Origin of the sequence: Janibacter limosus NBRC 16128 (genome assembly GCF_001570985.1) — a bacterium.
Classification (GTDB): domain Bacteria; phylum Actinomycetota; class Actinomycetes; order Actinomycetales; family Dermatophilaceae; genus Janibacter; species Janibacter limosus.
Genome location: NZ_BCSS01000009.1, coordinates 48,993 through 61,310, shown reverse-complemented (window position 1 = coordinate 61,310; position 12,318 = coordinate 48,993). Strand labels below are relative to the sequence as shown.

The window sequence follows — 12,318 nt, the reverse complement described above, 5'->3', positions numbered from 1 at the left end:
CGGGGACCTGGTGGTCGTGACCCGGGCGCGGAGTGCGTCTGGGGCTCGACCCGTGGTCCTCGACGGGTGTGGCGGAGCCTCGCGATCCATGGGTGCTCCGGCTCGCCGACGGACGGCTCACGGTTGCGGGTCAGCGCCGGAGTCACACCGGCTTCCCCCGTCTGGGTCGCGACTGCCTCTCGGCAGTGCGAGGCCCATGCTACCCCGGGGCTACACTGGGGCCCACAGGCGCTCGAGCCGTCATCAGCGGCGAGCCTCCGGAAGAACGGGATCGGCCCCACACAGGGCGTTGATCCTCACTAGACCCGGACGGATGGTCACGTGACGGCCGATCGACCAAGAGCGGTCTCCCCCCTTCGCTCGCGTTGGGGGTGGACAAGCGGGGTGGTACCGCGGTGGCCCAGCCATCGTCCTCGTGGCAATGACCACGCCGAGCACCCCCGGAGCCGCAGCGATGACCTACCCCAAGGTCTCCACCACTGACGCGACCACCGTCGTCACGTCCCCCAGCTTTCCCGACCTCGAGAAGCAGGTCCTGAGCTACTGGGAGGCCGACGGGACCTTCCAGGCCTCGATCGACGCGCGCGAGACCGGAGAGGACGGGGCCAACGAGTTCGTCTTCTACGACGGACCCCCCTTCGCCAACGGTCTGCCGCACTACGGCCATCTGCTCACCGGCTACGTCAAGGACGTCGTCCCGCGCTACCAGACGATGCGCGGCAAGCGCGTCGAGCGGCGCTTCGGCTGGGACACCCACGGTCTGCCGGCCGAGCTCGAGGCGATGCGCCAGCTCGGGCTGAAGACGACCGACGAGATCCGCGAGCTCGGCATCGAGAAGTTCAACGAGGTCTGCCGCGAGTCGGTGCTGAAGTACACGGGTGACTGGCGTGACTACGTCACCCGGCAGGCGCGCTGGGTCGACTTCGACAACGACTACAAGACGCTCAACCCCGGCTTCATGGAGTCGGTCATCTGGGCCTTCAAGTCGATGTACGACAAGGGCCTGGTCTACGAGGGCTTCCGCGTGCTGCCGTACTGCTGGCAGGACGAGACGCCGCTGTCCAACCACGAGCTGCGGATGGATGACGACGTCTACCAGCAGCGCCAGGACCCGGCGGTCACCGTCGGTCTGCAGATGGACACGACCGGCGAGGACCCGGTGCTCGACGGCGCCCACCTGCTCGTCTGGACGACGACCCCGTGGACCCTCCCGAGCCACCTGGCGGTCATGGTCGGCTCCGAGATCGACTACGTCGTCGTCGAGGCGCCGGTCCCCGGTGTCGACGGGAGCACCGCCAAGTACGTGCTCGCCGAGGCCCGTCTGACCCACTACGCCCGCGAGCTGGGCGAGGAGCCGAGCATCGTCGGCCGCTACACCGGTGCGCAGCTCCTGGGCCGCACCTACACCCCGCCGATGTCGTACTACGCCGGTCACGCTGGCGCCTTCCGCGTCGTCGCCGCGGACGACGCCGTCACGACCACCGACGGCACGGGCATGGTCCACACCGCCGGCGCCTTCGGTGAGGTCGACAAGGAGGTCACCGACCGTGAGGGCATCGAGGCCGTCATGCCGGTGGCCAAGGACGGCACCTTCACCGCGCCCGTCACCGACTACGCCGGCCTGCTCGTCTTCGACGCCAATGGCCCGATCATCGACGCGCTCAAGGCGACCACGCGAGGGGAGCAGGCCGACTCGGTCAGCCCCGGCACGATCCTGCTGCGCCGCGAGACCTACGAGCACTCCTACCCGCACTGCTGGCGCTGCCGCCAGCCGCTGATCTACAAGGGCGTCGAGTCCTGGTTCGTCGAGGTCACGGCGATCAAGGACAAGATGCTCGCCAACAACGAGCAGATCACCTGGACGCCCGAGCACGTCAAGCACGGTCAGTTCGGCAAGTGGCTGGAAAATGCGCGCGACTGGTCGATCACCCGCAACCGCTTCTGGGGCAGCCCGGTGCCGGTGTGGAAGTCGGACGACCCGGCCTACCCCCGTCTGGACGTCTACGGCTCCTTCGAGGAGATCGAGCGCGACTTCGGCCGCCTCCCACTCGGTGCCGACGGTGAGCCCGACCTGCACCGTCCCTTCGTCGACGACCTGACCCGGCCCAACCCCGACGACCCGACCGGCAAGAGCACGATGCGCCGCGTCGAGGACGTCCTGGACGTGTGGTTCGACTCCGGGTCGATGAGCTATGCCCAGGTGCACTACCCCTTCGAGAATGCCGACTGGTTCGAGCACCACTTCCCGGGCGACTTCATCGTCGAGTACATCGGTCAGACGCGCGGCTGGTTCTACACGCTGCACATCCTGGCCACCGCGCTCTTCGACCGTCCGGCCTTCTCCTCCGTCATCAGCCACGGGATCGTCCTGGGCAACGACGGGCAAAAGATGTCCAAGTCGCTGCGCAACTACCCGGACGTCTCCGAGGTCTTCGACCGCGACGGCGCCGATGCCATGCGCTGGTTCCTCATGTCCAGCCCGATCCTGCGTGGCGGCAACCTCGTCGTCACCGAGCAGGGCATCCGCGAGGGCGTGCGTCAGGTCCTGCTCCCGCTGTGGAGCTCGTGGTCCTTCTTCTCCCTCTACGCCAACGCGCTCGGGGGTGCTGACGGGTCCGGTTACGAGGCGAAGTGGTCCACCGACTCCACCGACCCGCTCGACCGGTACCTGCTGGCCAAGCTGCGCGAGTTCGTCGAGGACGCCACCGCGCGCATGGACGCCTACGACATCGCGGGTGCCTGCGACGCGACCCGCAGCTTCACCGATGTGCTGACCAACTGGTACATCCGGCGCAGCCGCGAGCGCTTCTGGGCCACGGGCTCCAACCGCGCTGACGCGGAGGCCGCCTGCGACACTCTCTACACGGCGCTCGAGGTGCTCTGCCGCGTCGCCGCCCCCCTTCTCCCGCTGACGACCGAGGAGATCTGGCGCGGCCTGACGGGGGAGCGCTCCGTGCACCTCGCCGACTGGCCGCAGGCCGAGCAGCTGCCCGCCGACCACGACCTCGTCGTGGCGATGGACACCGCCCGCGCCGTCTGCAGCTCCGCGAGCGGCCTGCGCAAGGCCAACAAGCTGCGCAACCGCCTGCCGCTGAGCGACCTCACGGTCGTCGTGCCCCACGCGGCGAAGCTCGCCGACTTCGGCGCGATCATCGCCGACGAGGTCAACGTCCGTCAGGTGAGCCTGCTCGACATCGGCGACTCTGCCGCGCAGGAGTTCGGCGTGAGCCAGAAGCTCGCGGTCAACGCCCGCGCCGCCGGCCCGCGACTGGGCAAGCAGGTGCAGGTGGCGATCAAGGGCTCCAAGTCCGGGGACTGGTCGGTCGCCGAGGACGGCACCGTGACCGCTGGCGGCATCGACCTGGTCGAGGGCGAGTACACGCTCGAGACCGTCGCGGCCGATGACGAAGGGAGCCAGCGCGCCACCGCGATGCTCCCCGGCTCCGTGGGTGGCTTCATCGTCCTCGACACCGAGGTCACCGACGAGCTCGCCGCGGAGGGCCTGGCCCGCGATGTCGTCCGCGCCGTGCAGGACGCCCGCAAGCAGGCCGGCCTGGAGGTCTCCGACCGGATCAGCCTGACGATCACCGGCAGCCAGCCGGTGTGGGAGGCGACCGTCGCCCACCAGAGCCTGATCGTCGACGAGACCCTCGCTGGTCAGTTCGGCTCGGCACCCAACCTCGAGGCATTGCCCCTGGGCGATGGTGTCGTCGAGACCGAGCTCTCCGGGAGCGAGCGGGTGCGGATCAAGGTCACGCGTCTGTGACGCCTCGATGATCAACGGCATCCTGTGGGTGCTCGGTTGTCAGCTCGTCGGCGAGGTCCTGGTGCGCTCGCTCGGCATCTCGATCCCCGGCCCGGTCGTCGGGATGGTGCTCCTCTTCGGGGTGCTGTCCCTGCGCCGGCCGGGGCCCGAGTCGGGCACCCTGCGCTTCTCCGACGGGCTGCTGCGGCACCTGCAGCTGTTCTTCGTACCCGTCTCGGTGGGGATCATGGTCCACGCCAGCGAGATCGGGCAGCAGTGGCTGCCGATCGCCGGTGGTCTCGGGCTCTCCTGGGCCGCGGGCCTGGTGACCGTGGCGGTGCTGGCCTCGCGGCTGGCCCGACGACGCGAGACGGGGGTCGAGGTCGATGACTGAGGCACTCGACTTCCTGAGGGGCTCGCCGCTCACGTGGGTCTTCGTCACCCTGCTCGCCTACCGGGCGGGGCTGTGGGTGCGCGCGCGCACCCACGGCCACCCGCTCGCCCAACCGGTGCTTGTCGCTGCGGCGCTCATCATCGCCCTGCTCGCCGTGCTCGGGATCGACTACGACACGTACATGACCGGCGGGCAGCTCATCCACCTGGTCCTCGGGCCGGCGACGGTCGCGCTCGCGGTCCCGTTGCACCGTCAGGCGCACCACCTGCGCGAGATGGCCCTGCCCCTGGCCGTCGCCCTGCCCGCCGGCGCCCTCGTCTCCATCGGCTCGGCGGTCCTCACCGTCCGCGCCCTCGGGGGAGGGGAGGCATTGCAGAACACCATCGCGCCCAAGGCCGCCACCACCCCCGTGGCGATCGCCATCGCCGAGGGGATCGGCGGTGTACCGGCCCTCGTCGCAGTCTTCACCATGCTCGCCGGGATGCTCGGGGCCGTCTTCGGCCCGTGGCTGCTCGACCGGCTCGGGGTGCAGGACCGACGCGTCCGTGGCCTCGCGATGGGTGCGGTCTCGCACGGTGTCGGCACCTCGAGGTCGCTGCACGACAGCATCGTCGAGGGAGCCTTCGCCGGGCTGGCGATGGGCCTGACGGCCCTGCTGACGAGCATCCTCGTGCCCGTGGTCGTCGCGCTGCTCTGAGCGCGGGGACCGACCTCCCTTCGCCTCCCGTCAGACGGCGTCGGCCTGCCGCTCCCACACGCCGGACTCCATCGGCTTGCCGGTCTCCAGGACCGACTTGATCCCGGAGAGGACCCACGGCCAGCCGCCGCCACCAGCACCCATCGGGTCGGGGTTGCCGGCCACCTGCTCCGCGGTCGTCGGGCGACCGGTGAGGTCGTGCGTGAGGGTGAGCCGGGTGGCGCCGTCGGCAGTGGGCTCGATGTCCCAGGTGACGGTGCCCGGCTCCTCGTCCTGGATCCAGACCGGGCCCCAGGTCTGGACGAGCCGGCGAGGCGGGTCGGACTCGAGGACCTCTCCGGTGACGACGACATCGGGCATGCCCATGGACTTCATCTCGTCGCTCGCCCGGTGCTCGTAGTGGCCGCCGGGGGAGAGGTCGTAGTCCACGTCGCCGGTGTAGCCGTAGAGCCGGGTGAACTCCGGTGTCGTGATCGCCTCCCACACGCGCTCCGGGGTGGCGTTGATGAAGATGCGGTGGATCTGGGTCTCGCTCATGACTCGTCCTCTTCCAGTGCTCGCTTCAGATCGAGCAGCGCGGAGGCCCGCGCCGCCGTGTACTTGCCGATCCACCGGTCGTGGATCGCCCTGATGGGGACGGCGTTGAGGTGGTGCAGCTTGCTCCGTCCCTCCTTGCGGGTGACGACGAGGTTCGCTTCCTCGAGCAGCCGCAGGTGCTTGGCCACGCCGAACCTCGTCATCTCCACGTGCTCGCGCACGACCGCCTCGAGCTGGGACTGGGTGCGCCCGTCCTGCTCGAAGAGTGCGTCCAGCAGGATCCGGCGGACGGGGTCCGCCAGGGCCTTGAACACGAGGTCGTCATCGCTCACGCCATCGACATTAGGTGACCATATGGTCACCTGTCAATGACTAGCCTGAGGGTATGGACACGACCCTGTACTCCGCGGACGGACTGCTCGAGCTGGCTCCCGAGGGCAAGGGGGACCGGCCCGGGGTGAAGAAGGCGCTCATCGGTCACGGCGCGCGCGTGGTGATGATGCGCTTCGCCGCCGGGCAGGTGCTCGCCGAGCACACGGCCGCCTTCCCGATCCTCGTCCAGTGCCTCGAGGGGGAGATCGAGTTCGTCGCGGGGGACCAGTCGGTGAGGCTCACCCGGGGTGTCGTCGCCAACCTCGACGCCCGCGTCCCGCACGAGGTGCGGGGCGTCACCGACGCGATCTTCCAGCTCGTCATGCTCGACCCTGCGGCCGCCCCACCCGCATCTGTCTAGGCGGATGCGGGACGCACGTGGGGGATGACCATCGGCGTGCCGGCCTGCGGGTCGGCGACGACATCTGCGTCGAGGCCGAAGACCTCGCGCACGAGCTGGGCCGTGAGGACCGTGGTCGGATCGCCGTCGCCGCAGATCCTCCCCTTGCTCATGACGACCAGACGTGAGGCGAAGCGAGCTGCCTGGTTGAGGTCGTGCAGCACCGCGACGATCGTGCGTCCCTCGCGGTTGAGCTCGGCGAAGAGCTCGAGCAGCTCGTACTGGTGCGCGATGTCGAGGAAGGTCGTCGGCTCGTCGAGCAGGATCACCTCTGTGTCCTGGGCGAGGATCATGGCGACCCAGACACGCTGGCGCTGCCCCCCGGAGAGGGAGTCGACCGCAGTGTCCGCGAGGTCGCTCAGGTGGGTGCGTTCCAGCGCCGCGGCGATGGCGCTCTCGTCGTCGGGCGACCACTGGCGCAGCAGGGAGTGGTGCGGGTGTCGACCGCGGGCGACGAGCTCGGCGACCGTGATCCCCTCGGGTGCGACGGCGCTCTGCGGCAGCAGCGAGACCCGCTGCGCGACGGCGCGACCGCGCATCCGGTGCACGTCCTCCCCGTCCAGCCGCACGTGACCCGCCGATGGCCGGTTGACCCGCGCGAGGGCCTTCAGCAGCGTCGACTTGCCGCACCCGTTGGGACCGACGATGACCATGAAGTCGCCCCGCTGCACGTCGAGGTCGAGAGCGGGGATGACGGGGTCACCGCCGTAGCCGACGGTGATCTGCTCAGCCGCGAGGGGCGAAGGGGGTGTCATGACTTTCTCCATTCACCGACCAGCAGGACGCCGAGGTAGACGCCGCCGATCGCGAGCGTGAGGATGCCGACGGGCAGCCCGTCGAAGAGCGGGACCTGCTGGGTGGCCAGGTCGGCCAGGACGAGCAGCAGTGCTCCCATCACGGCTGACAGGCCGAGCAGTGGGCGGGCGCTGCGCGCCAGCCTGCGGGTGATGTGTGGTGCGGTCAGGGCGACGAAGGAGATGGGTCCGGCGACCGCGACGGCGCCGCCGGCCAGCAGGACCGAGAGGAGTACCGCCCGACGCCGGACGGCGCCTGACTCCACGCCGAGCGAGGCCGCGACCTCGTCGCCCATCTCGGTCATCCCGAGCGGCACCGAGAGCAGCGTCAACGGCACGGCCGTCACGGCGAGGATGACCCAGATCGTCGCTGCCTGGTCCCAGCCACGGGCATTGAGGCTGCCGTTGATGTAGGCCGCGAGTACCGAGGCCTTGTCCCGGGCGACGACGTAGACGACGTACTGGGTGAAGGCATAGGCCATCGCGGAGACGCCGATGCCGGCGAGGATCATCCGCATGGGGTTGGACAGGCCGGTCCCGGTGCTCACGGCGACGAGGCCGACGGCGAGCGCGGCGCCGGCCACCGAGCCGAGGACGATCGACGTGGCGCTCGGCATGAGCAGCCCGACGAAGGCGGCTCCGGCCCCGGCTCCGGCACTCACCCCGATGACATCGGGGCTGCCGAGGGGGTTGCGCGTCACCGACTGGAAGAGCGCGCCGGAGGCTCCCAGGGCCGCGCCCGCACCGAGCGCGACAGCTAGTCGCGGCCCCCGGAGGTTGCCCAGCACGAAGGTGGCCTTGCCGTGGGCGTCGCCGCCGAGGACATCGGCGATGCCCGCCGGGAGCTCGGCGACAGGGATGCCCAAGCGGCCCAAGGACAACGTGGCGAGGATCGCGCCGATGACGAGGACCAGCAGGACGAGGCCCAGGAGGGCCGCCCTGCGTCGCACCGGTACTCGCACATGCCGGCCCAGGCGCACGACCGGCTCGGAGATGGTCCACGGGGCACTCATGCGGCCCGCTTCCCGAGGCGTCGGACGGCCAGCAGGAGCACGGGTGCGCCGACGAAGGCGGTCACCACGCCCACCATCAGCTCCTGGGGCCGCAGCACGACCCGACCGATGATGTCCGCCCCGAGCAGGACGATCGGTCCGACGAGCAGGCAGGTGATGAGCTGACGGCGCACGTCGAGGCCGACGAGGGAGCGCACGATGTGGGGCACGGCCAGACCGACGAAGGCGATCGGTCCGACCGCGGCCGTGGCCGCCGCACAGAGCATGGTCGCCGCACCAAGTGCGGTGACGCGCAGCAGGGTCGTGTTGACGCCCAGCCCGGTCGCGGTGTCCGACCCCAGGGCGAGGGCGTTCAGGCCGCTGGCCGAGAGGAGCGCGAGGACCAGGCCCACGAGGAGGAAGGGGGCCACCGACCTCAGGTGGTCGAGGCCGCCGTCGCCCAGGGAGCCGACGACCCAGAAGCGGTAGTTGTCGAAGTACTGGGGCATCGACAGCGCGAGTCCCTGCACATAGGCATTGAGGACGGCCGCGACGACCGCGCCGGCCAGGACGAGGCGCACCAGGCTCGCACCTCCACCCCCCACGGTGCCGATCGTGTGGACGACCAGGGCGGCGATCCCGCCGCCGAGCAGGGCCACCCAGGCCGAGGCGGTCGAGCCCGTGGCGACCCCGAAGAAGGCGCTGGCAGTGACCATCGCGGCAGCCGCGCCGGCGTTGATGCCCAGCAGGCCGGGGTCGGCGAGCGGGTTGGAGGTCACCCCTTGCATCAGGGCCCCGGACAGGGCGAGCGCGGCCCCCACCCCGAGGGCGAGGAGCGTGCGCTCGATGCGCGAGTCGAGGACCGTCGCCAGATAGGTGTCGGGTCGTCCGGTGAGGGCACCGATCACCTCCGGCAGCGAGGTGGCCTTCGATCCGACGGCGAGGGAGAGCAGGCAGACGAGCGCGAGCACCGCGACGCACCCCACGAGGACCAGGGCGGTCCGTGGGGTGCGTCGGGCGGTGGTACTGCTCGTCACCAGCGCAGGGTCACTTCTTGTCGGCCTTGGCGATGGCCTGGTCGATCATCTCGGGGTAGCGCTCGAGCGTGTAGGGCACGGTGAGCGGGTTGATCATCGAGGAGGCGGTGACGAAGGGGTTGTCGTCGCTGGAGACGACGGCGCCCTTCTTGATCGCCGGGATCGAGGCGTAGAGCTCGTTGTCCAGGGCCTGCTTCTTGGCCTTGGGGTCGCTGTAGAAGGTGAAGATCAGGTCGCTGTTGTTGAGCTTGTCAGCGTTTTCGTACCCGATGACCGCGGAGTCGGTGCCCTCGGTCTCCTTCATCGTGTCCACGGCCGGGTCGCTCTTCAGACCCAGCTTGCGCACGATGTCGGCGCGCTGCTCGGTCGGGAGGAAGACCCCGAGGGTGTCGGGCGTGGTGTAGATGTAGGAGAAGGTGTAGTCGGCCCACTCGGGGTGCTTCTTCGCCTCGTCGGCCAGCTGCTTGTCGAGGTCGGCGATCAGGCCCTTGGCCGCCTCCTCCTCGCCGAGCGCCTTGCCGATGATCTCGATCTGCTCGTCCCAGTCGATGCTCCACGCCTTGTCCGGGTAGGCGACCGTCGGCGCGATCTTGTTCAGCTCGTCGAACTGCTCCTGGGTGATGCCGGACCACGGGGCGAGGATGACATCGGGCTCGAGCTCGACGATCTTTTCCAGGTCGAGCTCCTCACCGGCACCGACGAACGCGGGGAGGGTGCCCCCTTCGTCCGTGACGGCCTCGTTGACCCACGGGGTGTACCCGCTCTCGTCCGCCGCCCACGCGTACTCCTCCATGCCGACCGGGATGGTGCCCAGGGCAATCGAGGTCTCGGTGGAGCCCTGACCGAGCGTGACGACCTTCTCCGGCTTCTGCGTGATCTCGGCGGTGCCGAGGGAGGACTTGATGCTCACGTTGAAGTCGGAGTCGCCCGACGTCGAGTCGGCGTCGGAGGAGCCGGAGCTCCCGCAAGCGCTCAGGGCGAGCGCGGCGGTCATCAGGGTGGCGGCAGCGGTGGTGCGCAGGCGGGGCAAGGGCATGGTCGGACCTCTGAAGTCGATGAATGGTTAGGAGAGGCTAACCTACAGTCAGTCGTGGCGGTGCACCCGGTGCCCGTCCCGGTCGAAGATCATGATCACCTCGGCCGGGCCCCCGACGGCGATGAAGGAATGGGGGGTCATCGTCTCGAACTCGGCGGCCTCGCCCGACTCCACGATGATGGTCCGCTCGCCGAGGAAGAGCTGGACTCGTCCCTCGAGGACGAAGAACCAGTCGTGCCCGGGGTGGACCTGCTGCTCGGGTCTGCGGGTGCTCGGCTCGAGGCGCACCTTCATCGCCGTCGTCGTGCCAGTCGCCTTGGTGAGCATCCACGTCGTGCGGCCGTCCTCACGCGTCGGTGTCGGACGGATGACGACGTCCTCGTCGATGTCCTCGGCGAGCAGGGTCTCGACGTCCGTGCGCAGGGCGCGGGCCAGGGGGAGGAGCACGTCCAGGCTGATCGCCCGCTTGCCCGTCTCGATGCGACTGATCGTCGAGGGGCTGAGGTGCGAGCGCTCGGCCAGGTCGTCGAGCGAGAGGGCTTGTGCCCGGCGCAGGCCACGCAGTCGCGTGCGGACGGTCTGCTCGATCTCACTCATGGGTCCTCCTCGGACGTCCTGGCCAGGCGGCTCTTGCGAATACTGCAAGCAACTATGCACTATACGCCAGGCAGGCCTACGGTGAATGGCATGAACACCACCCACCAGCACTCCAGCACCCCCGCGTCCCAACTCATCGAGCGCCACGTCGACGTCGCAGTCGTCGGTGGCTCCGCCGCCGGCCTCGCCGCGACCCTGCAGCTCTCCCGCCAGCGCCGGTCGGTCATCGTCATCGACTCGGGTGAGCCCCGCAACGCCCCGGCCGACCAGATGCACAGCTACCTCGGCCACGAAGGTCGCTCGCCGGCCGACTTCCTGCGGATCGCCCGTGAGGAGGTGCGCTCCTACGGTGCGGAGGTGCTCACCGGGCGGGCCACGGCAGTGACGCGCGACGACACCGGCTTCCGTGTCGAGCTCACCGGCGGGCACGTCGTGCACGCCCGGCGCGTCGTCGCCGCCACCGGGCTGAGCGACGAGCTGCCCGATGTCCCGGGGCTGGCACAGCACTGGGGCGGTGCGGTGATCCACTGCCCCTTCTGCCACGGGTACGAGGCCCGCGACCAGCGGATCATCTCCCTCGTGACCTCGCCGATGGGTCTGCACCCGCTCCCCTTGCTGCGCCAGCTCACCGACGACCTCACGGTGCTCGTCCACGAGGGCGTGCCCGCCGACGAGCCCCAGCTCCAGGTGCTGCGGGACGCCGACGTGCGGGTCGTCGTGGCGCGCGCGGCCGGTGTGGTCGATGACGACGCCCGCGCACTGCGGGGCATCCGGCTAGAGGACGGCAGCATCATCGACGCCGACACCGTCCTCATCGGGACTCGCCTGCATGCCCGGGTCGCCCCCTTCGCCGGGGTGGGGCTGGTCGCCAGCGAGCACCCGAGCGGGGTCGCCACCTACGTCGAGGCCGACGCCATGACGGGCGCGACGGCCGTCCCGGGCGTCTACGTCGCCGGCACGCTCGCCGAGCCGATGCTGCAGGTCCTGCCCACCGCGGCGGCGGGGAGCCGGGTGGGCAGCATGGTCAGCTTCGACCTCGCTCACGAGGACCTGCAGGCAGCCGCCCGACCCAGCGCGCACGCCGCGGACTGGGACGGGCGCTACTCCGGCGACCTGCAGTGGAGCGGCAACCCCAACGGGTCGCTGGTCGCCGAGGTCGAGGGCCTGGCACCCGGCACCGCTCTCGATGTCGGCGCGGGCGAAGGGGGAGACGCCATCTGGTTGGCACAGCAGGGCTGGCAGGTGACTGCCAGCGACATCTCCGCACTGGCCCTGGAGCGGGTCGGCGCAGCCGCTCGCGACCGCGGGCTCGAGATCGCGCTGCTGCAGGCCGACGCCAACGCGTCGACCCCCTTCGGCGGTAGGCAGCACGACCTGGTCACCGCGGCCTACGCGTCCTTCCCGCGGACCCCGGACGGGCGTGGCGTGGCCAATGTGCTCGACGCCGTGGCACCGGGGGGTCGCCTCGTCGTCATCAACCACGACACGCAGGACATGGACGCGGCTGCAGACCGGGACGACGTCGAGCAGACCCGGCCCTTCGACCACAAGGCCTTCGTCCACACCGAAGAGCTCGTGGCCGCCATCGCCGAGCGGCCGGGTTGGACCGTCGCGGTCAACGACCGTCGTGAGCGCCCGGCGGGCGCTGTCTCCACCCACCACGTGCACGACGTCGTCCTGCATGCGCGACGCGGTGCCTGACGATGGGACAATCGCC

12 protein-coding genes and 1 riboswitch are annotated in these 12,318 nt (G+C 70.2%); of the genes, 5 read left to right on the top strand and 7 right to left on the bottom strand.

Annotated features, from left to right (window positions below; all coding sequences use genetic code 11):
* Nucleotides 1-90 precede the first annotated feature (90 nt).
* Nucleotides 91-158: riboswitch (cobalamin riboswitch) on the bottom strand.
* A 296-nt stretch (nucleotides 159-454) separates the two neighbouring features.
* Genes ileS through JLI01S_RS05050 form a run of 3 tightly spaced genes read left to right on the top strand, consistent with a single transcriptional unit; the run spans nucleotide 455 to nucleotide 4,836 of the window.
* The gene (ileS, locus tag JLI01S_RS05060) at nucleotides 455-3,766 is read left to right on the top strand and encodes an isoleucine--tRNA ligase (protein WP_068260968.1); all 3,312 of its coding nucleotides are present in this window, start codon (nucleotides 455-457) and stop codon (nucleotides 3,764-3,766) included.
* Nucleotides 3,767-3,773: 7 nt separating this feature from the next.
* Complete coding sequence (locus JLI01S_RS05055) at nucleotides 3,774-4,139, top strand: CidA/LrgA family protein (RefSeq protein WP_068260965.1); 366 nt, start codon at nucleotides 3,774-3,776, stop codon at nucleotides 4,137-4,139.
* Nucleotides 4,132-4,836 (top strand): LrgB family protein, encoded by a 705-nt coding sequence (locus JLI01S_RS05050; RefSeq protein WP_084349209.1) that lies wholly within the window; start codon nucleotides 4,132-4,134, stop codon nucleotides 4,834-4,836. The genes JLI01S_RS05055 and JLI01S_RS05050 overlap by 8 nt, the downstream gene beginning before the upstream one ends.
* A gap of 30 nt (nucleotides 4,837-4,866) precedes the next feature.
* On the opposite strand, the gene JLI01S_RS05045 is transcribed toward JLI01S_RS05050, so the two are convergent.
* On the bottom strand, nucleotides 4,867-5,373 hold the full coding sequence (locus JLI01S_RS05045; protein WP_068260962.1) for an SRPBCC domain-containing protein: 507 nt from the start codon (nucleotides 5,371-5,373) through the stop codon (nucleotides 4,867-4,869).
* Nucleotides 5,370-5,705 (bottom strand): ArsR/SmtB family transcription factor, encoded by a 336-nt coding sequence (locus JLI01S_RS05040; RefSeq protein WP_068260959.1) that lies wholly within the window; start codon nucleotides 5,703-5,705, stop codon nucleotides 5,370-5,372. Before JLI01S_RS05040 ends, JLI01S_RS05045 begins: the two co-directional genes overlap by 4 nt.
* 53 nt (nucleotides 5,706-5,758) lie before the next feature.
* Here JLI01S_RS05040 and JLI01S_RS05035 point away from each other — a divergent pair, with 53 nt between their 5' ends.
* A complete protein-coding gene (locus JLI01S_RS05035; protein WP_068260956.1) occupies nucleotides 5,759-6,106 on the top strand; it encodes a cupin domain-containing protein in 348 nt (115 codons plus the stop codon).
* Here JLI01S_RS05035 and JLI01S_RS05030 read toward each other — a convergent pair.
* Genes JLI01S_RS05030 through JLI01S_RS05010 form a run of 5 tightly spaced genes read right to left on the bottom strand, consistent with a single transcriptional unit; the run spans nucleotide 6,103 to nucleotide 10,601 of the window.
* Nucleotides 6,103-6,900, bottom strand: coding sequence for an ABC transporter ATP-binding protein (locus JLI01S_RS05030; protein ID WP_157074832.1), 798 nt, complete (start codon nucleotides 6,898-6,900; stop codon nucleotides 6,103-6,105). The two genes, JLI01S_RS05035 and JLI01S_RS05030, sit on opposite strands and share 4 nt — an antisense overlap.
* Nucleotides 6,897-7,952: a FecCD family ABC transporter permease gene (locus JLI01S_RS05025; RefSeq protein WP_068260947.1), complete on the bottom strand. Its 1,056-nt coding sequence runs from the start codon at nucleotides 7,950-7,952 to the stop codon at nucleotides 6,897-6,899. Before JLI01S_RS05025 ends, JLI01S_RS05030 begins: the two co-directional genes overlap by 4 nt.
* Entirely contained in the window at nucleotides 7,949-8,968 is a 1,020-nt protein-coding gene (locus JLI01S_RS05020; protein ID WP_218005462.1) for a FecCD family ABC transporter permease, read from the bottom strand. Before JLI01S_RS05020 ends, JLI01S_RS05025 begins: the two co-directional genes overlap by 4 nt.
* Before the next feature lie 10 nt (nucleotides 8,969-8,978).
* On the bottom strand, nucleotides 8,979-10,004 hold the full coding sequence (locus tag JLI01S_RS05015; protein WP_068260938.1) for an iron-siderophore ABC transporter substrate-binding protein: 1,026 nt from the start codon (nucleotides 10,002-10,004) through the stop codon (nucleotides 8,979-8,981).
* Between the two features lie 48 nt (nucleotides 10,005-10,052).
* Nucleotides 10,053-10,601 (bottom strand): helix-turn-helix domain-containing protein, encoded by a 549-nt coding sequence (locus JLI01S_RS05010; RefSeq protein WP_068260935.1) that lies wholly within the window; start codon nucleotides 10,599-10,601, stop codon nucleotides 10,053-10,055.
* Between the two features lie 90 nt (nucleotides 10,602-10,691).
* Between JLI01S_RS05010 and JLI01S_RS05005 the strand changes: the two genes are divergently transcribed.
* Nucleotides 10,692-12,302: a bifunctional NAD(P)/FAD-dependent oxidoreductase/class I SAM-dependent methyltransferase gene (locus JLI01S_RS05005; protein WP_157074831.1), complete on the top strand. Its 1,611-nt coding sequence runs from the start codon at nucleotides 10,692-10,694 to the stop codon at nucleotides 12,300-12,302.
* Nucleotides 12,303-12,318 lie beyond the last annotated feature (16 nt).